We start from the raw sequence: 24,112 nt of genomic DNA on the forward strand, positions 1-24,112 counted from the left end.
AAATTACGCCAGTTGCATTGCCAGTTTAATCGATACGGCCATGCTCTCAGATTTTGCTTTTCCCGTCCAGGCGATATCAAACGCCGTTCCGTGATCGGCAGAGGTGCGGATAAACGGCAAACCCGCCGTGATATTGACGCCATCATAAAAACCCAGCAGCTTCAGCGGGATATGGCCCTGGTCGTGGTACATCGCCACCACCATGTCATATTGACCTTCATACGCCTGTAAAAACACCGTATCCGGCGGGCATGGGCCATAAACCGCCATCCCCTTCGCCTTCATGTGCTCAATCGCCGGTCCGACAATGCGAATCTCCTCATCGCCAAACAATCCGTTCTCACCGGCATGCGGGTTCACCCCTGCCACCGCAATACGTGGATGCGCATACCCTACGCGCTTGAGGAAGGTATCAGCGATGCCAATCACGGTCTCCACACGCTGACCGTTCAGGGTATCGAGGAACTTACGCAGGGCGATGTGGGTGGAAACATGAATGACTTTCAGCTTATCGGTATAAAGCACCATCGCGTAATCGCGGCTTTCCGTCAGCGTCGCCAGCAGCTCGGTGTGTCCCGGGAAATTGTGTCCACCAAGATGCAGCGCTTCTTTGTTCAACGGTGCGGTGGCGATGGCGTGGACGTCGCCTTTCATCGCCAGTTCCGTCGCCCGTTTTACGCAGCGATAGGCCAGATCGCCCGCCTGCGCCTGTACTTTGCCCGGCTCCAGCGCCTCCGGTTGCGCCAGCGGTTCATCAATCACATGAATGATGCCAGGCGCGAATCGGGCATCCGCAACCCGCGTAATGGCGCGGAACGTCACGCCTTCAGCCAGACCATTGGCCTGCAGCCGCTTCAGAGTTTGCAGGCATCCCACCACCACCAGCGGCGCGCCGTTAAGTTCATCTTCGCTGAGCGCTTTAACAATAATTTCCGGACCGATCCCCGCGGGGTCGCCCATCGTAATCGCAATTGTTTTAGTTACCACTGTACATCTCCTCAATAAAATAAAGCGCATCACAAAGGGTACTGTCGGAGCCGAATCCGCCCGCTTTGGTGATCACCGGCAGATCGTCAATCTCGCTGTTCACAAACGTTCCGCACGGAATACAGGGGGCCACCTCGCGTTGAATGCGATAGCCTTCCGCCCCCAGCGCACTGGCAACAGCGGTCGCGATATCCCCCCCGGTCAGGAACAGACCGCCAATGCGCGCCTGCTCAATAATGTGCAACGTGATTGTCCCAAGACGCTGGCTCAACCGTTCGCCAAGCGCCTGACGACGCATCCCCACGCTGGCACACAGCGTGTCGATCATCTGCCGGTCTTGCGCACACCGGCTGGTACGTAAAATCGTATGGTGCTGGCGGCTCAACAGCGTGCAGGCCTGCTCCACGACGGACGCAATTTCCTGTTCGAAATGGGCAGAGGCCAACCGTGAAACATCGATATCGACAACCTTCGCCCTGTCCTGACACAGCGCTTTGTCTACCTGACGCCGCGTGGCTTCACTCATCGAACCCGCGACAACCAGCACCGGAAGCTCCTGCTTTTCCTGCATGAACATTCTGACGGGTAGGGCATTGGCAAGCCCGGCGGCACCGACCAGTAACGGCAGTACCTCCTGCTCGCAGACGGCATGCGCAATCAGCGACAAATCGCGGTCATCAACCGCATCCACTACCACCATGCACTCACCTTCTGCCGCGAAAGCGACTAACCGCGCGCTCAGTCGTCCCTGTCGGACATCGTCGAGCGACACTTCATGCACCGGAATGTCACTTTGCAGCGTGACCAGTTCCGCAATGCGCGAAGAGATAATCGGCGTTTTGGGATCGCTGGCAAATTCAGTCTCCAGTAGCGGTGTTCCATTGACCAGGCACAGTCCATCACGCGTCGTGCGCCCTGCGGCGGGGATTGCTGCGGCAATCACGGCCAGTTTCCGGTTGGCGGCGCGCATCGCCGCAGTTACCTCGGCCCCCACGTTGCCACGAAACGTAGAATCGATTTTTTTATACACCAGCGGCGTGGCGGCCCCTTCACACCAGGGGACTAACGCCTGTTGAACCGCCTGCGCGGCTTGCGCCGCTGGGATTGCCCGGCTCTCTGTGTTGATAACCAGCACATCGGCACGCCGTGAAGGCTTCTGTGCCGGGGTGAGCATCACCTCCGTACGTGCGCCTTTTTTTGCCAGTTGCACGCCGGTATCGTTAGAGCCCGTAAAATCATCGGCGATAACGATCATTTTCATGCTTTATTCTCCTGAGCAACCTGACGCGCCTGCTTTTTGGCCACCCACGAGGTGAGGATCGGGGTCAGGATCGCAGTGGTAATCACGGAGGCGGCAATCAGCGGCGCGGCAGCGGCGGCGACTTCCGCCAATGAAGGATCGGCCTGGGCAATAGCCAGTGGCGTCGCGACGGCGTTACCGGCGGTACTGGAGGCTGCCGCTCCGGCAATCCCGCTTCCTCCCACCAGACGGTCTGCGCGGATGTTAAAGAAACCGCCAATGAACGTGGTCAGTACACCAAGCAGAATGCCCGCCAGACCGCCCTGCAACAGCATTTCAAGGTTGATGCCGGCGCCGAGCGCAAAGGCAAAAAACGGAATCAATAGCGGTCCGCCTTTGGTCAGGAAGTCACGCATGTTGTGATCGAGATTACCGAGGATCATGCCGACCACCAGGGGAACCAGTACCGCCACCAGCGCCATAATTGGAATGTTGGCCATCCCTGCGGCACCCAGCGCGATCATCGTAAAGAACGGACCGTCATTAAGAGACAGAATAGAGATTGCGCCGACATCACGTTCGTTGCCGAACTCACCGACTAACGCCGCGTACAGCCCCCCGTTCGAGTTGCTCATGGCGGCAATAATGGCCAGGCCGCTTAAGCCAAAGATCCCTTCCGCTCCGAACAGGTGTTCAACCCCCAGGCCGATCGCGATGGCCACCAGCAACTTGGTCAGGGTGATCGTGCCCCCTTGCAGCAAAGCCTGAGGCGCTGCTTTTACGCTGATCCCTGCGCCCATACACAGCAGGAATGCGCCGATCAACGGCGCAGCGCCGTTTTTAAACAGCGCGGTGGTAAAGCCGCCGATTTCCAGCGCCTGCGGGGCAAAGGTATTAATAATGGCACCGATAACCAATGGCACGACCATCATGCCGCCGGGTATGCGTTCTATTGCCTTTTTGATGTTCATGGTCTTCCCGCCTGTTGTTATGTTGTGATTAAAAAAAATCATAGCGATTATATTTAATCAATTTTAGATCACAAACGCGCCAGATCACAGTTTTAAAATGATTAATAAAAATCAACCAATCATTTTTCTGCAAAAAAAAAGCCGGACGCAGACGCCCGGCTTCATTGATGATTGAAATAACTCAGGATTGACGCAGAAATTCCCGGTATGCGTTTACCACCTGAAGAAAATCCTCAACGCCACACAGCGACAGGCTCTCTTCATCGTAGTAACTCATCCCCTCTTCCATTTCGTCGCCGGTAAACTCCAGCTGATTGGCGCGGATCATCACCTCTTCGCCATCCATCCAGAGCGTATATTCGTGCCCCGCCCGTTGCCAGGAACGTTCGCTGCCTTTCACCGCGTGTGCCGCCTGTTCCACTTCGTCCAGCAGGGCCAGGTTTTCTTTCACTTCTTCATTAAACCAGTGCCCGACCACTTCGTGACCCATGGACATGCGCACCTTGACCACTCCGGTAACATCGCGCAGAAATTCGTAATCCATAATGTAATCCTCTGCTCCCGGCAATGCGCCATTACCGCATTGCGCCTTGTTTTAATTATCGCAGCCTGGGCGCAGAAAAAAAGCGGATCGCGTATAAGGAATGGAAATAAAAATGCCCGGAGAAGCGCGCTTCTCCGGGCATTGATGCGTTTTTACGCGAAATGCGTTAGCGCATTACACCGCTGTCTGGAAAATCACACCGTCTGCTTTCTCAGTGTACTGAGAAAGCTGGTCGAAGTTCAGATAACGATAGGTGTCGACTGCCGTTTTATCGACCTGCGCCACATAGGTCTGGTACTCTTCCGGCGTCGGCAGTTTGCCGATCAGTGCCGCAACCGCCGCCAGCTCCGCAGACGCCAGATAGACGTTCGCACCGGTCCCTAAACGGTTCGGGAAGTTACGCGTGGAAGTTGATACCACCGTCGCCCCGTCTGCCACACGCGCCTGGTTACCCATGCACAGTGAACAGCCCGGGATTTCAATACGCGCACCGCTCTTACCAAAGACGCTGTAGTAGCCTTCTTCGGTCAGCTGTGCCGCATCCATACGGGTTGGCGGTGCCACCCACAGACGCGTCGGCAATTGACCTTTGTGCGCATCCAGCAGCTTACCGGCCGCACGGAAGTGACCGATGTTGGTCATACAGGAACCGATGAACACTTCGTCGATTTTATCGCCCTGAACATCAGAGAGCAGACGCGCGTCATCCGGATCGTTTGGCGCGCACAGGATAGGCTCTTTGATATCGGCCAGATCGATGTCGATTACTGCGGCATATTCAGCATCCGCATCGCCTTCCAGCAGTTCAGGTTCCGCCAGCCATTTTTCCATGCCCTGCACACGACGTTCCAGCGTACGACGGTCGCCGTAGCCTTCCGCGATCATCCACTTCAGCAGAACAATGTTGGAGGTCAGGTATTCAACGATCGGCTCTTTGTTCAGCTTGATGGTACATCCTGCTGCTGAACGTTCGGCGGAAGCATCGGTCAGCTCAAACGCCTGCTCGACTTTCAGATCCGGCAGACCTTCGATTTCGAGAATACGGCCAGAGAAGATGTTCTTCTTGCCTTTCTTCTCGACGGTCAGCAGACCCTGTTTGATCGCGTACAGCGGAATAGCGTGTACCAGATCGCGCAGGGTAATCCCCGGCTGCATTTTGCCTTTAAAGCGCACCAGTACCGATTCCGGCATGTCCAGCGGCATCACGCCGGTCGCAGCAGCAAACGCGACCAGGCCTGAACCTGCCGGGAAGGAAATCCCGATCGGGAAGCGGGTGTGGGAGTCACCACCGGTACCGACGGTATCCGGCAGCAGCATACGGTTCAGCCAGGAGTGGATCACGCCATCGCCCGGACGCAGCGACACACCGCCACGGTTCATAATGAAGTCCGGCAGCGTGTGGTGCGTGGTGACGTCAACCGGCTTCGGATAAGCCGCAGTGTGACAGAAAGACTGCATCACCAGGTCAGAAGAGAAGCCCAGGCACGCCAGGTCCTTCAGTTCGTCACGGGTCATTGGGCCGGTGGTATCCTGGGAACCCACGGAGGTCATCTTCGGTTCGCAGTACGCGCCCGGACGGATACCGGCTACGCCGCACGCACGGCCGACCATTTTCTGTGCCAGTGAGTAACCACGGTTGCTTTCCGCCACATCTTTCGCCTGACGGAACACGTCGCTGTGCGGCAGGCCCAGCGCTTCACGCGCTTTGGTGGTCAGACCGCGACCGATGATCAGCGGAATACGACCGCCCGCGCGCACTTCATCTACCAGCACGTCGGTTTTCAGTTCAAAGCTCGCCAGCAGTTCGCCGGTTTCATGGTTACGGACTTCACCTTTGAACGGGTAAACGTCAATCACATCACCCATATTCAGGTTGCTGACGTCAACTTCGATTGGCAGCGCGCCCGCATCTTCCATGGTGTTGAAGAAGATAGGTGCGATTTTACCGCCGAGGCACAGACCGCCGCCGCGTTTGTTCGGCACGTGCGGAATGTCATCGCCCATAAACCACAACACGGAGTTGGTGGCAGATTTACGCGAAGAACCGGTACCGACAACGTCACCGACGTAAGCCAACGGATAGCCTTTACTTGCCAGGGCTTCGATCTGTTTGATCGGACCCACTACGCCAGGCTGATCCGGCTCAATGCCTTCACGGGCGTTTTTCAACATTGCTAACGCGTGAAGTGGAATATCCGGACGAGACCAGGCATCCGGCGCCGGAGACAGATCATCGGTGTTGGTTTCACCGGTCACTTTGAAGACGGTGACGGTCATTTTTTCAGCCAGCGGCGGACGGCTCAGGAACCATTCGGCATCAGCCCAGGAATGCATCACCTGCTTCGCAAATTCGTTACCCGCTTTGGCTTTTTCTTCTACGTCATAGAAGTTATCGAACATCAGCAGAGTATGGGAGAGCGCTTTGGCGGCAATCGGCGCCAGTTTTGCATCGTCCAGGGCGTCGATCAGCGGATGGATGTTGTAACCACCCTGCATGGTGCCGAGCAATTCAATCGCTTTTTCAGGCGTAATCAGTGGGGAAGTTGTTTCGCCTTTAGCGATGGCTGCGAGGAAACCCGCTTTGACATAGGCGGCTTCATCGACGCCTGGGGGAACACGGTTGATCAACAGGTCTAACAGGAATTCTTCTTCGCCCGCAGGCGGTGCTTTCAGCAGCTCGACGAGCGCGGCCATTTGGGTTGCATCTAAGGGTTTGGGCACAATCCCCTCGGCGGCACGTTCTGCTACGTGCTTACGGTATTCTTCTAGCACGACGGTTCTCCTCGCTCTCATTGTCATAGTGCGGCGCTTTATCGATGGGCGATTCTCTTCACGCTCCTGTGAGACAGCAGTTTGTAGGGTAAATGCCCGGTACCGCAATGGGCAGAATAACAGGATTTTAGTGAGGTGTTAATCTGTTTACAAAAAAGCAACATAAAAAAGTGGCTGAATCGTTAAGGATGGTCTAATGCCCTTTTCGATTTCAGAAACGGGGAATTAATCGCTGTTACGAATCGTCACACTATTTCGCATTCTTATAATCACTCTGCTGTACCGATCCCAAGATTAGTCAAAAATTAAACTATCGTCTCTTTATACTCACGCAACACTGCACCTGCGGGTGGCAGCACTTCGACCATTGCGATTTCAAGGCAAATCGGGAGTAAGAATATGACGTTGCCCTTTAAACCCCACGTGCTTGCGCTGATCTGTAGCGCCGGGCTACTTGCTGCTTCAGGCATGCTGTATGTCAAAAGCCGCACACCGGAAGCCCCGACGCCCGTCGCGGTACAACCGCCCGCGCCAGCCGAAGCCCCTCCGGCTCCGGTTGCAAAAGCGAGCTTTACCACGGCGCAAATCGATCAATGGGTTGCGCCGATTGCCCTCTATCCGGACCCGCTACTTTCTCAGGTTCTGATGGCGGCGACCTATCCGGCTAACGTCGTTCAGGCGGTGCAATGGTCGCGTGATAATCCAACACAACAGGGCGATGCCGCCATTCAGGCGGTTGCAAACCAGCCATGGGACCCCAGCGTGAAGTCGTTGGTTGCCTTTCCGCAACTCATGACGCTGATGGGGGAAAATCCGGAGTGGGTACAAAACCTCGGTGATGCGTTTCTGGCGCAACCGCAGGATGTCATGGATTCAGTTCAGCGCCTGCGCTTACTGGCCCAGCAAACCGGCTCGCTGAAATCCACCCCGCAGCAGACGGTAACCAGCACGCCGAAAAAGAGCGTGACTCCAGCGCCCTCAGCCACCGCCTCCACGACGCAATCCAGCGCCGTTTCTACGGCACCGGCCTCCACGGTGATTAAAATTGAACCTGCCGATCCGCAGGTGGTGTACGTCCCCAGCTATAACCCTTCCACGGTTTATGGTACCTGGCCCAACACCGCGTATCCGCCGGTATATCTCCCCCCTACGCCAGGCGAACAGTTTGCCGGGAGTTTTGTTAAGGGATTCGGCTACAGCCTTGGCGTTGCCACCACTTATGCACTGTTCAGCAATATCGACTGGGATGACGATGATCATCACCACGATGACGATCACCATCATGACGACGATCGTCATGGCGGTAATGGCTATCAGCACAATGGCGATAACATCAATATCAACGTTAATAACTTCAACCGCATCTCCGGGCAGAATCTGAAAACGCAGAACATGACCTGGCAGCACAACCCGGCCTATCGCGGCGGAGTGCCGTATCAAAACGCCTCAACGGCGCAGCGTTTCCATCCGACCAACGTCAGCGGCGGTCTCAGCGCCACACAGCAACCTGCCGCGACGGCTTCCCGCGACAGCCAGCGCCAGGCGGCGATGGCGCAACTACAACAGCGTCATCCGGATGCGTCTAAAGCGCTGCCTCAGCAACCCACTGCGACAACGCGCGATGCCCAGCGTAAAGCGGCCTCTCAACAGTTGAATCAGGTTGCCCAGCGCAATAATTATCGCGGCTATGACGACAACAACACACGTCGTCAGAGTGCACAGCAGACGTTGAAACAATCAACCACGCCAGCACAACAACAGCATCGTGACGATCTCAGGGCCAAAGCGCAGCAACACCCGGTCTCACAACAGCAGCGGGATACGGTACGTCAGCACGTCGGGTCCTCGTCACCACAGCAGCGTCAGCAGGTATTCCAGCAAAACCGGGCAAATGCCCTTAGCGGCAATGACAGTCGGTCGCCGACCTGGCAGTCGCAGCAGCAGCGCGGTCAGGAAAGTCGTCGTCTGAGTAATGTCAGCCATGGGCAACCTGCCCCCGCGCGCGATCGCGCTTCTGAACACCATCAATTTCGCCATCGCTAACGGGAGCCCATAATGAAAAAAATACTGTTAAGCACCCTGCTGCTCTCGTTGCCATTAATGAGCTACGCCCAGCAGATGTTTGCCACGCCAGACGAAGCTGCTAACGCCTTTTCCCGTGCGATTGCCGGGAATAACGACGCACACCTGACCGCTCTGTTAGGTGATGACTGGCGACAATTTTTACCCCCGGAAGGTGCGGACCCGGAAGCCGTCGCGCGCTTTAACCGCGACTGGAAGGTCAGCCATCAGATTGTGCAGCAAGGTAACGTGGCCCATCTGAACGTCGGTCAGGAGAACTGGCAGTTGCCCATCCCCATCGTGAAGGCAAGCAAGGGCTGGCATTTTGATATGTCTGCCGCGCAGGATGAGATCCTCACGCGAACGGTAGGTCGCAATGAACTCTCGGCGATTCAGGCCATGCGTGCCTATGTCGATGCCCAGTACGACTACTGGCAGCGCAAACAGGCTTTCGCCACCCGGATTATCAGCCATAACGGTCAACAGGATGGTTTGTACTGGCCCGTAAAACCCGGCGAAACGCCAAGCCCGTTAGGACCGGCCTTCAGCCCTGACTCGCCTGGTGAAGGGTATCACGGCTACTATTTTCGCATTATTGCCAGCGACAACGAGAAAGGGTTCGCGCTGTTCGCCTGGCCCGTCAGCTGGGGTGAAACAGGCGTGATGAGCTTTATGGTAAGCCAGGATGACCGCGTGTATCAGACGGATTTGGGGGAAGATAGTGGGCTAAAAGCCATCGCCATAGAAAAATTTACGCCACACGATCCCTGGAAACCGGTGGAGTGACAGGCATAAAAAAAGCGGCATTTACGCCGCTTTTTTTGTCGCTGGAAGGCTGAAGATTACTTCTTCTTCTTCGCTTTCGCGTTCGGCAGGTCAGTGATGCTACCTTCGAACACTTCTGCCGCCAGACCAACAGACTCGTGCAGAGTCGGGTGCGCATGGATGGTCAGCGCGATATCTTCTGCATCACAACCCATTTCGATCGCCAGACCAATTTCACCCAGCAGTTCGCCGCCGTTGGTGCCGACAATCGCACCACCGATCACACGGTGAGTTTCTTTGTCGAAAATCAGTTTGGTCATACCGTCTGCGCAGTCAGAAGCGATAGCACGGCCAGAAGCAGCCCACGGGAAGGTGGCGGTTTCATAGCTGATGCCTTTCTCTTTCGCTTCTTTCTCCGTCAGACCTACCCACGCCACTTCTGGTTCAGTGTAAGCAATGGATGGGATCACTTTCGGATCGAAGTAGTGTTTCATGCCGGCGATAACTTCAGCGGCAACGTGACCTTCGTGAACACCTTTGTGCGCCAGCATTGGCTGACCGACGATATCGCCGATAGCAAAGATGTGCGGCACGTTGGTGCGCAACTGTTTGTCAACGCGGATGAAGCCACGGTCGTCCACTTCCACGCCAGCTTTGCCCGCGTCGAGGTTTTTACCGTTCGGTACACGACCGATGGCGACCAGCACCGCGTCATAACGCTGTGCTTCAGCCGGGGCTTTTTTGCCTTCCATGGAAACGTAAATACCGTCTTTTTTCGCTTCAACGGCAGTCACTTTGGTTTCCAGCATCAGGTTGAATTTCTTACCGATACGTTTGGTGAAGACTTTAACGATGTCTTTGTCAGCCGCCGGGATAACCTGGTCGAACATTTCAACCACGTCAATCTCTGAACCCAGCGCATGGTACACGGTCCCCATTTCCAGACCGATGATACCGCCACCCATGACCAGCAGACGCTTCGGTACGGATTTCAGTTCCAGGGCGTCGGTGGAGTCCCATACACGCGGATCTTCATGCGGAATGAACGGCAACTGGATCGGACGGGAACCCGCCGCGATGATCGCGTTGTCGAAGTTGATCACGGTTTTGCCGTTGTCACCTTCAACTTCCAGGGTGTTCGCCCCGGTGAATTTACCCAGACCGGTAACCACTTTCACTTTACGGCCTTTTGCCATACCCGCCAGACCACCGGTCAGCTGAGTGATTACTTTTTCTTTCCAGGTACGAATTTTGTCGATATCGGTTTTCGGCTCGCCGAAGACGATACCGTGTTCAGCCAGCGCTTTGGCTTCTTCGATAACTTTCGCAACGTGCAGCAGTGCTTTAGAAGGGATACAGCCGACGTTCAGACAAACACCACCGAGGGTGCTGTAACGTTCTACGATTACGGTTTCCAGACCTAAATCAGCGCAACGGAAGGCTGCAGAGTAACCTGCGGGGCCTGCCCCAAGTACCACGACCTGAGTTTTGATTTCAGTACTCATCATGACCTCTTAATTTATTTCCGGCGATCCCTGGTCTTGTCGCCCATCGTCCACCGGGTCGTTCTATCCGTCCGTATTTTACAAAATTGTTAACAATTTTGAAACAACAAAACGGCAACGATTTATCTTTAGCACCAATAACCCCAAAACCATCATGAGATTACCAGAAAAAAGCCGGCCGTCGGGCCGGCTTTTTTGCTTACATCACCAGGCGGCGAATGTCAGACAGCATATTGTTGATGATGGTAATGAAACGCGCACCATCAGCACCGTCAATCACACGGTGGTCGAAGGACAGAGAGATAGGCATCATCAGACGCGGTACAAACTCTTTACCGTTCCACACCGGCTCCATCGCTGACTTGGACACACCGAGGATAGCCACTTCCGGCGCGTTCACAATCGGTGCAAAGTGGGTGGTACCCAGGCCGCCGATGCTGGAGATGGTGAAGCAACCGCCCTGCATTTCGCCCGCGGTCAGCTTACCGTCACGCGCTTTTTTAGAGATAACCGTCAGTTCGCGAGACAGTTCGGTAACGCTCTTCTTGTTCACGTCTTTAAAGACCGGAACAACCAGACCGTTTGGCGTATCAACCGCCACACCGATATTGATGTATTTCTTCAGCGTCAGACGCTGACCGTCTTCCGACAGCGAACTGTTAAAGCGTGGCATCTGCTCAAGCGCCGCAGCAACCGCTTTCATGATGAAGACCACCGGGGTGAATTTCACATCCAGTTTGCGCTTCTCAGCTTCAGCGTTCTGCTGTTTACGGAACGCTTCCAGATCGGTGATATCGGTTTTGTCGAAGTGCGTAACGTGCGGGATCATCACCCAGTTACGGCTCAGGTTAGCACCAGAGATTTTCTGGATGCGGCCCAGTTCCACTTCTTCGATTTCACCAAACTTGCTGAAGTCGACCTTCGGCCACGGCAGCATGCCCGGAATACCGCCACCTGCTGCGGCTGCCGGAGCGGCTTCCGCACGCTTAATAGCGTCTTTCACGTAAGTCTGAACGTCTTCGCGCAGGATGCGACCTTTACGGCCTGTACCCTTCACTTTCGCCAGGTTCACACCGAACTCGCGCGCCAGACGGCGAATCAGCGGGGTCGCATGGACGTAAGCGTCGTTCTCAGCAAACTCAGATTTGCCTTCGGCTTTCGCTGCTGGAGCAGCGGCAGCTGGTGCAGGTGCAGAGGCCGCCGGTGCTGGAGCCTGCTGTGGCGTGGCAGCAGCAGGCGCTGCACCTTCCACTTCGAAGACCATAATCAGAGAGCCGGTTTTAACTTTATCGCCGGTGCTGATTTTGATTTCTTTAACGGTACCCGCGAACGGCGCCGGGACTTCCATTGACGCTTTATCGCCTTCAACGGTGATCAGTGACTGCTCAGCGGCCACTTTGTCGCCCACTTTCACCATCACCTCGGTCACTTCAACTTCGTCACCGCCGATATCCGGTACGTTAACGTCTTTCGCGCCAGAAGCGGCAGGTGCCGCCGCCGCTGCCGGAGCAGCCGCCTGTGCTGGAGCCGCAGCCGGGGCCGCGCCCGCCACTTCGAAGACCATGATAAGCGACCCGGTGGACACTTTGTCACCGGTGTTGATTTTGATCTCTTTCACGGTACCCGCGAACGGGGCCGGGACTTCCATCGAAGCCTTGTCGCCTTCAACGGTGATCAGGGACTGTTCAGCCGCAACGGTGTCGCCCACTTTAACCATGATTTCAGTGACTTCAACTTCGTCGCCGCCGATATCCGGTACGTGTACTTCTTTCGCTGCCGCAGCAGCCGGTGCCGCAGCCGGAGCCGCTTCTTTCTTCTCTTCTGCCGGAGCAGGTGCAGCGGCTGCTGCACCGTCAGCGGAATCGAATATCATGATAAGTGCGCCGGTCTCGGTTTTGTCGCCAACAGAGACTTTGATCTCTTTAACAACGCCAGCCTGCGGAGACGGGACTTCCATAGAGGCTTTATCGCCTTCTACGGTGATCAGCGACTGTTCTGCTTCAACCTTGTCGCCCACTTTGACCAGGATCTCGGTGATTTCAACTTCATCTGCCCCGATGTCCGGTACTTTGATTTCGATAGCCATTATTCTTTTACCTCTTACGCCAGACGCGGGTTAACTTTTTCTGCATCGATGTTGAATTTGGTAATTGCATCCGCAACCACTTTCTTATCGATTTCGCCACGTTTAGCCAGTTCGCCCAGTGCCGCTACAACCACGTAGGAAGCATCCACTTCGAAGTGGTGACGCAGGTTTTCACGGCTGTCAGAGCGACCGAAACCGTCGGTACCCAGTACGCGATAATCATCAGCCGGTACATAAGTACGAACCTGTTCGGCAAACAGTTTCATATAGTCAGTTGAGGCTACAGCCGGCGCGTCGTTCATCACCTGAGCGATGTACGGAACGCGCGGCGTTTCCAGCGGGTGCAGCATGTTCCAGCGTTCACAGTCCTGACCATCACGCGCCAGTTCAGTGAAGGAGGTGACGCTGTACACGTCAGAGCCCACGCCGTAGTCTTTCGCCAGGATCTGTGCCGCTTCACGAACGTGACGCAGGATAGAACCGGAGCCCAGCAGCTGAACTTTACCTTTGCTACCTTCCAGGGTTTCGAGTTTGTAGATACCTTTACGGATACCTTCCTCAGCACCTTCCGGCATGGCTGGCATGTGGTAGTTTTCGTTCAGCGTGGTGATGTAGTAGTAAACGTTCTCTTGTTTCTCACCGTACATACGCTCCAGACCATCGTGCATGATGACCGCAACTTCGTACGCGTAAGACGGATCGTAAGAGATACAGTTCGGGATAGTCAGAGACTGAATATGGCTGTGACCATCTTCGTGCTGCAGACCTTCGCCGTTCAGCGTTGTACGACCAGACGTCCCGCCAATCAGGAAGCCACGCGCCTGCTGGTCACCTGCTGCCCAGCACAGGTCGCCAATACGCTGGAACCCGAACATGGAGTAGTAGATGTAGAACGGAATCATCGGCAGGTTGTTGGTGCTGTAAGAGGTCGCCGCAGCCAGCCAGGAAGACCCTGCACCCAGCTCGTTGATCCCTTCCTGCAGAATCTGACCTTTCTCGTCTTCTTTGTAGTATGCAACCTGCTCACGGTCCTGCGGGGTGTACTGCTGACCGTTCGGGCTGTAAATACCGATCTGACGGAACAGACCTTCCATACCGAAAGTACGCGCTTCGTCGGCGATGATCGGAACCAGTCTGTCTTTGATCGATTTGTTCTTCAGCATCACGTTCAGGGCACGAACGAAAGCGATAGTGGTGGAGATTTCTTTGTTCTGCTCTTCCAGCAGCGCGCCGAAGTCTTCCAGGGTCGGCAGTTCCAGCTTCTCAGTGAAGTTCGGCTGGCGGCTCGGCAGGTAGCCGTGCAGCGCCTGGCGACGTTCGTGCAGATACTTGTGTTCTTCAGAACCTTCCGGGAAGGTAATGTAGGACAGTTTTTCAACCTGCTCGTCAGTGACAGGAACATTGAAACGGTCGCGGATATGACGCACGCCGTCCATGTTCATTTTCTTCACCTGGTGCGCGATGTTTTTACCTTCGGCAGTGTCACCCATGCCATAACCTTTGATGGTATGAGCCAGGATTACCGTTGCTTTGCCTTTGGTTTCTTGCGCTTTTTTCAGTGCCGCGTAAACTTTCTTCGGATCGTGACCACCACGGTTCAGCGCCCAGATCTGCTCATCAGTCCAGTCTGCAACCAGTGCTGCGGTTTCCGGGTATTTACCGAAGAAGTGCTCGCGAACGTACGCGCCATCTTTGGATTTGAAGGTCTGGTAGTCGCCGTCAACGGTTTCGTTCATCAGTTGGATCAGTTTACCGCTGGTATCTTTACGCAGCAGCTCATCCCAACGACCGCCCCACATCACTTTAATTACGTTCCAGCCAGCGCCCTCGAAGATGCCTTCCAGTTCGTTAACGATTTTGCCGTTACCGGTGACCGGGCCATCCAGACGCTGCAGGTTACAGTTGATGACGAAGACCAGGTTGTCCAGTTTTTCACGGGTCGCGATGGTGATCGCCCCTTTGGATTCCGGTTCGTCCATTTCACCGTCGCCCAGGAAAGCGTAAACGGTCTGTTTGGAGGTGTCTTTCAGGCCACGGTGTTCCAGATATTTCAGGAATTTAGCCTGATAGATAGCACCGATTGGGCCCAGACCCATAGAAACGGTCGGGAACTGCCAGAATTCCGGCATCAGTTTCGGGTGCGGGTAGGAAGACAGGCCATTGCCATGAACTTCCTGACGGAAGTTGTCCATCTGCTCTTCAGTCAGACGGCCTTCCAGGAACGCACGGGCGTAAATGCCCGGGGAGATATGACCCTGGAAGTAAACCAGGTCGCCGCCATCCTGCTCATTGCGGGCGCGGAAGAAATGGTTGAAGCAAACATCGTACACCGTCGCAGAAGACTGGAAGGATGCCATGTGGCCGCCCAGCTCGAGGTCTTTTTTAGACGCACGCAGCACGGTCATGATGGCGTTCCAACGGATAGCAGAACGAATTCGACGCTCCAGCTCCAGATTGCCCGGGTATTCCGGCTCATCTTCAACGGCAATAGTGTTGATGTAATTGCTTGCCCCAGTACCTGCCGCTACTTTCACGCCGCCTTTGCGGGCTTCAGAAAGAAGCTGGTCAATCAGATACTGAGCGCGCTCAACACCTTCTTCACGGATGACCGATTCGATCGCCTGTAGCCAGTCGCGAGTTTCGATCGGATCCACGTCATTTGGGAAACGTTCTGACATGGGGGTATTCCTTATCTATCTAATACGTTGAGTTATCTGGAACCTGTCCCATTGAACTCTCGCCAGAGAACTCAATAAGACAGGTTCTGCGTTTAGTTGCCGCGCTTTAGAGTAGCGCTTGATTTACAACATCTTCTGGCTAACGAGCCACCAGAAAAATCACTAATTCTTTCGCTGCTCCAGACGACGTAAGGCGCGTTCACGGCGGCTCTCCTCACGACTTCGGTCGAGCAGAATTTCTTCGATAAACGCCAGGTGGCGATGTGATGCTTCACGCGCCTCTTCTGGCTTACCGGCAATAATCGCTTCGAAAATACGGGTGCGGTGACCACTCACCAGCGGAAGCATCTCGCGACGCGAATAGAGCAACTCGAAGTTCTGACGAACGTTCTGGGCCAGCATGGGTTCCATACACCTTAGCAGATGGAGTAAAACCACATTGTGTGCCGCTTCGGTGACAGCAATTTGATACTGGAGGACCGCATCGGACTCAGCATCGCGGTCACCTGACTCTTGCGCCAGTTCAATGGCATGGTGCAGTTCACGAATGCGTGTTTTGTCTTCATCGGTACTGCGCAGCGCTGCGTAGTATGCAGCAATGCCTTCCAGCGCATGGCGCGTCTCAAGCAGGTCAAACTGGGATTCAGGATGGTCGGAGAGCAGTTCTACCAGTGGATCGCTAAAGCTCTGCCACAGGCTACTCTGAACAAAAGTGCCGCCGCCCTGGCGACGAAGCAGCAATCCCTTCGCTTCGAGACGTTGAATCGCCTCACGCAAGGAGGGACGGGAGACGTCGAACTGTTTCGCCAGTTCGCGTTCCGGTGGGAGTTTTTCGCCTGGGCGCAGTGTACCCTCGAGAATCAAAAACTCCAGTTGTTGCTCAATCACATCGGATAATTTTGGTTGGCGGATTTTGCTGTAGGCCATGATGTCCTGTCTTAAGCCATTTGCCCGAAGTCAATTGGTCTTACCAATTTCATATCTGTGACGCTAAAGTAACAAAGTATTCACCTTATGTCCATACAGGTTTTGATTGAAATCAGTAAACCAGGCACATTTTAACAACATCACAGAAATAACGTTTCAAACATGTAACTATGCACAAATGTTAAATTTACCACCCTCGAGGTAGTTTTAACCTTATTGAAACGAAGAAAAATCCTGGTTGAACCGATTCAGATGCATTTTTATGCAAGCATTAATCATAAATAGTCATTTTACAGCTAACGGAAGTGTTATCAGGAGGTAAGAGGAGGGACACACAACTGCTCTCTTTTTATTCAACTCGTCATCATCCATTCACAAAGCAGGTGCATTCCCCGCCGCATACCATTATTCTGATCCGGACAAAAGAGTTTCGGCGACATTTTAAAAACCTTTGCTGTAAACATAATAATACAACAGACGGAATTGCAAACTTACACACGCATCACTGCGTAGTACAAATAATAATTACTCAAATAGTTCGGGTCGTCTTCGGCGGCAGCCTGAAATCTGAAGAGTAAACCACACACGAGGTTTCATGATGGACAGTCAGCAGCACGGCGAGCAGCTAAAGCGCGGCCTTAAGAACCGCCATATCCAGCTTATCGCGCTGGGCGGCGCGATAGGAACAGGCTTGTTCCTGGGAAGCGCCTCCGTTATCCAGTCCGCAGGCCCCGGTATTATTCTGGGTTATGCGATAGCGGGTTTTATTGCCTTCCTTATTATGCGTCAGTTGGGTGAGATGGTGGTTGAGGAGCCAGTTGCCGGTTCGTTCAGTCACTTTGCCTACAAGTACTGGGGGAGTTTTGCAGGCTTTGCGTCGGGCTGGAACTATTGGGTGCTGTACGTGCTGGTCGCGATGGCGGAACTGACCGCCGTCGGTAAGTACATTCAGTTCTGGTGGCCGGAGATCCCCACCTGGGTTTCGGCAGCCGTCTTCTTTATCGCTATCAACGCCATCAACCTGACCAACGTAAAAGTGTTTGGTGAGATGGAGTTCTGGTTTGCCATTATTAAAGTCATCGCCGTGGTGGCGATGATCATCTTCGGCGGCTGGTTGCTGTTCAGCGGCAACGGCGGCCCGCAGGCGACCGTACGTAACCTGTGGGAACAGGGCGGTTTCCTGCCTCACGGCATGACCGGGCTGGTGATGATGATGGCAATTATCATGTTCTCTTTCGGTGGGCTTGAGCTGGTCGGTATCACCGCCGCCGAAGCCGATAACCCGGAGCAGAGCATCCCCAAAGCCACCAACCAGGTTATCTACCGTATTCTGATCTTCTATGTGGGTTCACTGGCCGTTCTGCTTTCCCTGCTGCCGTGGACGCGCGTCACTGCCGACACCAGCCCGTTTGTCCTGATCTTCCACGAGCTCGGCGATACTTTCGTCGCAAACGCGCTGAACGTTGTGGTTCTGACGGCGGCGCTGTCGGTGTACAACAGCTGCGTTTACTGTAACAGCCGCATGCTGTTTGGTCTGGCGCAACAGGGTAACGCCCCAAAAATCCTGCTCACTATCGACAAACGCGGCGTGCCGGTGAATACCATCATCGTCTCGGCGCTGGTGACAGCACTGTGCGTGTTGATCAACTACATGGCACCGGAATCCGCCTTCGGTCTGCTGATGGCGCTGGTGGTCTCCGCACTGGTGATCAACTGGGCGATGATCAGTCTTGCACACATCAAGTTCCGCCGCGCCAAGCAGCAACAGGGAGTGAAGACTCGCTTCCCGGCGCTGTTCTATCCGTTGGGTAACTGGGTCTGCCTGCTCTTCATGGCGGCCGTACTGGTGATTATGCTGATAACACCGGGTATGGCGATTTCGGTCTACCTGATCCCGGTATGGCTGGTTGTTTTAGGTATCGGTTACCTGTGCAAACAGAAAACCGCAAAGACAGCGAAAGCGCATTAATCCCTCGGACCCTCACCCGTCCTGGGTGAGGGTTGTTACCTGCCTCACACTTTTCCTCCTGTAGCCATTTCGTCCATGTTCGCGGCGCTATCCTGCAACGCAAATAATCGATAGCAGACGAATAATTATTTCCATCACCTTGATGGAGAGACATCGCAATGGATACAGGTAAACTGTCGGTAAGAGAAAAGATTGGTTATGGCATGGGCGATGCCGGATGCAACATCATCTTTGGCGCTATCATGCTGTTTGTTAACTATTTTTACACAGATATTTTTGGTCTCGCCCCGGCGCTGGTAGGGGTGTTATTACTGTCAGTACGCGTTATCGATGCCGTTACCGATCCCATTATGGGCGCCATTGCCGACCGGACCCAAAGCAAATATGGCCGTTTTCGTCCGTGGCTACTGTGGATTGCCTTCCCCTACGCGCTGTTCAGCATTCTGATGTTCACCACCCCGGAGTGGACTTATAACAGCAAGGTTATCTATGCGTTTGTCACTTACTTCCTGTTATCGATTACCTATACGGCAATCAATATTCCTTACTGCTCGCTGGGCGGCGTGATCACCAACGACCCGAAAGAGCGTGTGGCCTGTCAGTCTTACCGCTTTGTGCTGGTCGGCATCGCGACGTTGCTGTTGTCGCTCACCCTGCTGCCCATGGTTGACTGGTTTGGCGGTGATAACAAAGCGAAGGGATATCAACTGGCGATGACCGTGCTGGCCATTATCGGCATGTGCATGTTCCTGTTTTGTTTTGCCACCGTTCGCGAGCGCGTGCGCCCTGCCGTTCCCACTCACGACGACATGAAGAATGACTTCAAAGACGTGTGGAAAAACGACCAGTGGGTACGCATTCTGCTGCTGACGCTGTGCAACGTCTGCCCGGGCTTCATCCGCATGGCGGCAACCATGTACTACGTCACCTGGGTAATGGGGCAAAGCACCCACTTCGCCACGCTTTTTATCAGCCTCGGCGTTGTCGGCATGATGATCGGCAGCGTGCTGGCAAAAGTGCTGACCGACCGCTGGTGCAAGCTGAAGGTGTTCTTCTGGACCAATATCGCGCTGGCCCTTTTCTCCTGCGCGTTTTACTTCTTCGATCCCAAAGCCACGATGCTGATTGTGGCGCTCTACTTCCTGCTCAATATTCTGCATCAGATCCCGTCGCCGCTGCACTGGTCGCTGATGGCGGATGTTGACGACTACGGCGAATGGAAAACGGGCAAACGTATTACCGGTATCAGCTTCTCCGGCAACCTGTTCTTCCTGAAGCTCGGTCTGGCGATTGCCGGCGCGATGGTCGGCTTTCTGCTCTCATGGTACGGCTACGATGCAGGGGCGAAAGCGCAAAGCGATTCCGCCATCAACGGCATCGTGCTGCTCTTTACCGTAATTCCGGGTATCGGATACCTGATTACCGCCGGCGTAGTGCGTCTGCTGAAAGTTGACCGGGAACTGATGAAACAGATTCAGAACGATCTGGAAAAACGCCGCGCCAACTACCGCGAACTCAATGATTATCAGGAACTGAACGCCACTGAAACCGTAAGGAAAGCCTGATGCAAAACTGGCCCAACCCGTTTATTGAACAACGCGCCGATCCGTTTATCCTGCGTGACGGCAGCGACTACTATTTTATTGCCTCCGTGCCGGAATATGACCGGCTGGAAATCCGCCGGGCGGATTCACTGGAAGGATTGCGCACGGCAACGCCCGTTGTCGTCTGGCGCAAACCCGAACACGGTCCGATGAGCGAACTTATCTGGGCACCGGAAATACATCACCTCGACGGCAGATGGGTCATCTACTTTGCCGCCGCCCATACACAGGCGCTCGACAAACTGGGCATGTTTCAGCACCGGATGTACGCGCTGGAGTGCACGCATACCGATCCGCTCACCGGTAACTGGGTCGAAAAAGGTCAGGTGAAAACGCCGTTTGATACCTTTGCACTCGATGCCACAACGTTTCGCCATCAGGGAAAGCAATGGTATCTGTGGGCGCAAAAATCGCCCGACATCACCGGGAATTCCAACATTTATCTGGCGGAGCTGGAAAATCCCTGGACGATTAAAGGCCAGCCAGTGATGCTCAGCAAGCCGGAGTACGACTGGGAGTGTCGGGGTTTTTGGGTCAATGAAGGGCCAGCGGTGTTAAGCCACGGTGACAGGCTGTTCATCAGCTACTCCGCCAGCGCCACGGACGAAAACTACTGCATGGGATTGTTATGGATTGATATTCACGCCGATCCGCAGAATCCGGCAAACTGGCACAAATTGCCGCATCCGATATTTACCACCAGCAAGGAAAATCGTCAGTATGGGCCCGGGCACAACAGCTTTACCCAAACGCCGGAGGGCGACGACGTGCTGGTGTATCACGCGCGCAACTACACCGAAATTGAAGGCGATCCGCTCTACGATCCTAATCGCCATACCCGCCTGAAGCGAATTCGTTGGGATGAAAACGGGATGCCGGACTTCGGCATCCCGCCTGCCGATACGCTTTGAGAGATTGCCCGGTAACCTGTTGCTTACCGGGCGTCCTGATTCGTTAAATCAACGTGCCATAAATGGTCAGCACGGCAATCACCACCACTAAGGCAAACGACGTTTTCTTCGCCATAGAAACCGCCGCTTTCGGCGTTTCAATCTTATCGGTATGCGGCTCGCGTGCCAGCGAGAACTGCGCCAGGCGCGTTAACACCTGATACTGCGAGATATGCAAATCCGCCAGCGAGGCAAACCACGCGGGCAGCGCTTTTTCGCCATGCCCGATCAGGGCGTACACCACGCCCGCCAGACGTACCGGGATCCAGTCCAGAACATGAAGAATGCCATCAATGCCGGACTGTAAACGCTCATGTGGCGTCTGATAGCGCGCCAGCCAGGACTGCCACGAGCGCAGAAAGGCGTAGCCCACCAGCAGAACCGGCCCCCACGGACCGCCGACGATCAGCCAGAACAACGGCGCGATATAAAAACGGAAGTTAATCCACAGTAGCGCGTTTTGCAGCTCACGCAAAAACTCACGCTCATTGCAATCCGGCGGGACGCCATGAATCATCGTCAGTTCGCTGGCCATCGCCGTTCTGGCATGTACATCATCACGCGCCGCCGCATTAAGATAGGCATGATAGTGCATCCGCACTTTACCCGCGCCAATACACAACAGCCCGATCAGAATCCACGCCACGATCGTCGGCACATTAAACAACAAACCTTCCAGCGCGCGCAGTAACAGGAACGTGACCACCATCGCGATCGTCATCATCCCCAGCGTACGCGCCACCGAGAAGCGTTTAACCCGACGGAAAAAAGCTTCTAACCGGTGATCCAACTGCCAGTGTTCGCCCAGCTTAAACAGGCGCTCGACGAGCAGCACCAGTAATGTCGTAAATAGCGTCATGTCATCTCCTTATCTGACGAGGCGGTGATCAGGGCGCGAAACCTTGCCCAGTCAAAAGCCGGACCGGGATCGGTCTTACGCTCAGGCGCAATATCACAGTGCCCGGTTATGTTGTCGGCAACGGCCGGGAAAATCTTTATCAACGCACGCGTGACGGCTGCCAGTTGTTGGTACTGAGCATCGGTGTAGGCCAGCGTGTCGGTCCCTTCCAGCTCAATGCCAATCGAAAAATCATTGCAGCGTTCACGCCCATGATAGCTCGACACACCGGCATGCCACGCGCGCTTATCGAAAGGAACATACTGAACGATTTCGCCATCGCGGCGAATCAGACAATGGGCGGAAACGCGCAGATGCGCAATTTCGGCAAAAAAAGGGTGGACGTTGGGATCAATCGTTCCGGTGAATAGTGCGTCAATCCACGGACCGCCAAACTCGCCGGGCGGCAGGCTGATATTATGCACCACCAGCAAAGAAGGGACTTCATCATCCGGGCGGCAATCGTAATGCGCAGAAGGAACGCGTCGCGCTTCTGCCAGCCAGCCCTTGTCTAACAACATGCTGAATCTCCTTTTGAGTGGTGCTTATAGCCGCATCAGAGTAGCATGTTTCTACCTTATGATTCGTTAGCAATTTGGAGTTTTCTTATGCCGCCTCGCCGCTATAACCCCGACTACCGACGTGACGCGCTGTTGGAACGTATTAACCTGGATATCCCAAACGTTGTCGCCCAGGCGCTGCGTGAAGATTTAGGCGGTGAAGTGGATGCCAGCAACGATATTACGACTCAACTGTTACCGGAGAACGCCCGTTCTCATGCCACCGTCATCACCCGTGAAGACGGCGTTTTTTGTGGCAAACGCTGGGTCGAAGAGGTCTTTATTCAACTGGCTGGCGACGATGTCAGCATCAACTGGCATGTGGATGACGGCGACAGCATCAACGCGAATCAACCGCTGTTTGAGCTCGACGGTCCTTCCCGCGTGTTGCTGACCGGCGAGCGCACCGCGCTGAACTTCGTGCAGACCCTGTCAGGTGTCGCCAGCGAAGTGCGTAAGTACGTTGATATCCTGGCGGGCACAAAGACCCAACTACTGGACACACGTAAAACCCTGCCTGGACTGCGTACCGCGCTGAAATATGCCGTGCTATGCGGCGGCGGCGCGAATCATCGTCTGGGTCTTTCCGATGCGTTCCTGATCAAAGAGAACCATATTATTGCTTCCGGCTCAGTGCGTCAGGCGGTAGAGAAAGCCTTCTGGCTGCATCCGGATGTCCCTGTGGAAGTCGAAGTGGAAAATCTGGATGAACTGGACGACGCGCTGAAAGCCGGTGCCGACATCATCATGCTGGACAACTTTGAAACGGCGCAGATGCGTGAAGCAGTCAAACGGACCAACGGCCAGGCGCGACTGGAAGTTTCTGGCAACGTGACGGACAAAACGCTGCGTGAATTTGCCGAAACCGGCGTCGACTTTATCTCCGTGGGCGCTCTCACCAAGCACCTCCGGGCGCTCGACCTGTCCATGCGCTTCGCTAACGCTTAATCATTATATGGCCCGATCGCGTACTGCTTATCGGGCCTGCTTGCCCCTTCCCGTCACTAAAATTCTCGTCGTGCCTCGCAACAACATTGCTGACGACTGCAAACCGATAACATTCCTCTGAACCCTCCTTCCTGATTCATTTTTTGCCGCTCGCCCGCCGCACCCGCGTTTGCCACAGTGACGTCCACTCACTCAAGGAGCGAACAATGGATAAACAACGCGGATTTACCCTTATTGAACTGATGGTCGTGATCGGCATTATCGCTATCCTCAGCGCCATCGGCATTCCGGCCTATCAAAACTATCTGCGCAAAGCGGCGCTGACCGACATGCTGCAAACTTTTGTCCCCTACCGCACCGCCGTCGAACTCTGCGCCCTGGAGCATGGCGGTACGGACACCTGCGACGCAGGAATCAACGGTATTCCCTCGGCAACGACGACACGCTATGTCTCAGAAATGAGCATTGAGAATGGGGTGGTTTCTCTTACCGGCCAGGAAAGCCTGAACGGACTTAGCGTCATCATGACGCCAGGGTGGGACAAAGCAGAGGGCATTACGGGCTGGACACGTAGCTGCAACATCCAGAATGACGGCACATTAAAACAGGCCTGCGAAGACGTCTTTCGCTTTGATAGCCACTAAGGA

Annotated in this window: 19 protein-coding genes; 8 read left to right on the top strand and 11 right to left on the bottom strand. The window is 54.8% G+C overall.

What is annotated here, in order from left to right:
* Positions 1–3 precede the first annotated feature (3 nt).
* From GBC03_25215 to acnB, 5 genes are all read right to left on the bottom strand, one after another.
* Positions 4–987 (bottom strand): D-threonate 4-phosphate dehydrogenase, encoded by a 984-nt coding sequence (locus GBC03_25215; GenBank protein ID QFS73270.1) that lies wholly within the window; start codon positions 985–987, stop codon positions 4–6.
* Positions 977–2,248, bottom strand: coding sequence for a D-threonate kinase (locus GBC03_25220; GenBank protein ID QFS73271.1), 1,272 nt, complete (start codon positions 2,246–2,248; stop codon positions 977–979). The genes GBC03_25215 and GBC03_25220 overlap by 11 nt, the downstream gene beginning before the upstream one ends.
* Positions 2,245–3,198, bottom strand: coding sequence for a 2-keto-3-deoxygluconate permease 1 (locus GBC03_25225; GenBank protein QFS73272.1), 954 nt, complete (start codon positions 3,196–3,198; stop codon positions 2,245–2,247). The genes GBC03_25220 and GBC03_25225 overlap by 4 nt, the downstream gene beginning before the upstream one ends.
* Before the next feature lie 181 nt (positions 3,199–3,379).
* Positions 3,380–3,742 carry a UPF0231 family protein gene (locus GBC03_25230; protein QFS73273.1) on the bottom strand — a complete coding sequence of 121 codons (363 nt, stop codon included), beginning with the start codon at positions 3,740–3,742 and terminating at the stop codon, positions 3,380–3,382.
* Positions 3,743–3,916: 174 nt separating this feature from the next.
* On the bottom strand, positions 3,917–6,514 hold the full coding sequence (gene acnB / locus GBC03_25235) for a bifunctional aconitate hydratase 2/2-methylisocitrate dehydratase (GenBank protein QFS73274.1): 2,598 nt from the start codon (positions 6,512–6,514) through the stop codon (positions 3,917–3,919).
* 399 nt (positions 6,515–6,913) lie between these two features.
* Between acnB and GBC03_25240 the strand changes: the two genes are divergently transcribed.
* Both GBC03_25240 and GBC03_25245 read left to right on the top strand, forming a co-directional pair.
* A complete protein-coding gene (locus GBC03_25240; GenBank protein ID QFS73275.1) occupies positions 6,914–8,557 on the top strand; it encodes a DUF3300 domain-containing protein in 1,644 nt (547 codons plus the stop codon).
* A gap of 12 nt (positions 8,558–8,569) precedes the next feature.
* A complete protein-coding gene (locus GBC03_25245; protein QFS73276.1) occupies positions 8,570–9,361 on the top strand; it encodes a DUF2950 family protein in 792 nt (263 codons plus the stop codon).
* Between the two features lie 56 nt (positions 9,362–9,417).
* Here GBC03_25245 and lpdA read toward each other — a convergent pair whose 3' ends face one another.
* From lpdA to pdhR, 4 genes are all read right to left on the bottom strand, one after another.
* On the bottom strand, positions 9,418–10,845 hold the full coding sequence (gene lpdA / locus GBC03_25250; GenBank protein ID QFS74125.1) for a dihydrolipoyl dehydrogenase: 1,428 nt from the start codon (positions 10,843–10,845) through the stop codon (positions 9,418–9,420).
* A 199-nt stretch (positions 10,846–11,044) separates the two neighbouring features.
* On the bottom strand, positions 11,045–12,931 hold the full coding sequence (aceF, locus tag GBC03_25255; protein QFS73277.1) for a pyruvate dehydrogenase complex dihydrolipoyllysine-residue acetyltransferase: 1,887 nt from the start codon (positions 12,929–12,931) through the stop codon (positions 11,045–11,047).
* Between the two features lie 14 nt (positions 12,932–12,945).
* Complete coding sequence (gene aceE / locus GBC03_25260; protein ID QFS73278.1) at positions 12,946–15,609, bottom strand: pyruvate dehydrogenase (acetyl-transferring), homodimeric type; 2,664 nt, start codon at positions 15,607–15,609, stop codon at positions 12,946–12,948.
* A gap of 162 nt (positions 15,610–15,771) precedes the next feature.
* Entirely contained in the window at positions 15,772–16,536 is a 765-nt protein-coding gene (gene pdhR / locus GBC03_25265; protein ID QFS73279.1) for a pyruvate dehydrogenase complex transcriptional repressor PdhR, read from the bottom strand.
* Between the two features lie 305 nt (positions 16,537–16,841).
* Between pdhR and GBC03_25270 the strand changes: the two genes are divergently transcribed.
* The 4 genes from GBC03_25270 (at position 16,842) to GBC03_25285 (ending at position 21,020) form a co-directional block, all read left to right on the top strand.
* The gene (locus GBC03_25270) at positions 16,842–17,114 is read left to right on the top strand and encodes a hypothetical protein (GenBank protein ID QFS73280.1); all 273 of its coding nucleotides are present in this window, start codon (positions 16,842–16,844) and stop codon (positions 17,112–17,114) included.
* A gap of 20 nt (positions 17,115–17,134) precedes the next feature.
* Positions 17,135–18,505 carry an aromatic amino acid transporter AroP gene (gene aroP, locus GBC03_25275; GenBank protein QFS74126.1) on the top strand — a complete coding sequence of 457 codons (1,371 nt, stop codon included), beginning with the start codon at positions 17,135–17,137 and terminating at the stop codon, positions 18,503–18,505.
* A gap of 158 nt (positions 18,506–18,663) precedes the next feature.
* A complete protein-coding gene (locus tag GBC03_25280; protein ID QFS73281.1) occupies positions 18,664–20,070 on the top strand; it encodes an MFS transporter in 1,407 nt (468 codons plus the stop codon).
* Complete coding sequence (locus tag GBC03_25285) at positions 20,070–21,020, top strand: family 43 glycosylhydrolase (protein ID QFS73282.1); 951 nt, start codon at positions 20,070–20,072, stop codon at positions 21,018–21,020. The genes GBC03_25280 and GBC03_25285 overlap by 1 nt, the downstream gene beginning before the upstream one ends.
* 43 nt (positions 21,021–21,063) lie before the next feature.
* Here GBC03_25285 and ampE read toward each other — a convergent pair whose 3' ends face one another.
* Together ampE and ampD are read right to left on the bottom strand one after the other, a co-directional pair.
* The gene (gene ampE / locus GBC03_25290; protein QFS73283.1) at positions 21,064–21,918 is read right to left on the bottom strand and encodes a beta-lactamase regulator AmpE; all 855 of its coding nucleotides are present in this window, start codon (positions 21,916–21,918) and stop codon (positions 21,064–21,066) included.
* Entirely contained in the window at positions 21,915–22,478 is a 564-nt protein-coding gene (gene ampD / locus GBC03_25295) for a 1,6-anhydro-N-acetylmuramyl-L-alanine amidase AmpD (protein QFS73284.1), read from the bottom strand. Before ampD ends, ampE begins: the two co-directional genes overlap by 4 nt.
* 87 nt (positions 22,479–22,565) lie before the next feature.
* On the opposite strand from ampD, the gene nadC reads away from it, so the two are divergent.
* Together nadC and ppdD are read left to right on the top strand one after the other, a co-directional pair.
* A complete protein-coding gene (gene nadC / locus GBC03_25300) occupies positions 22,566–23,465 on the top strand; it encodes a carboxylating nicotinate-nucleotide diphosphorylase (GenBank protein QFS73285.1) in 900 nt (299 codons plus the stop codon).
* 206 nt (positions 23,466–23,671) lie between these two features.
* The gene (gene ppdD / locus GBC03_25305; GenBank protein QFS73286.1) at positions 23,672–24,109 is read left to right on the top strand and encodes a prepilin peptidase-dependent pilin; all 438 of its coding nucleotides are present in this window, start codon (positions 23,672–23,674) and stop codon (positions 24,107–24,109) included.
* The last annotated feature ends 3 nt before the right edge of the window (positions 24,110–24,112 follow it).

The organism is Citrobacter telavivensis, assembly GCA_009363175.1.
Lineage (GTDB): Bacteria > Pseudomonadota > Gammaproteobacteria > Enterobacterales > Enterobacteriaceae > Citrobacter_A > Citrobacter_A telavivensis.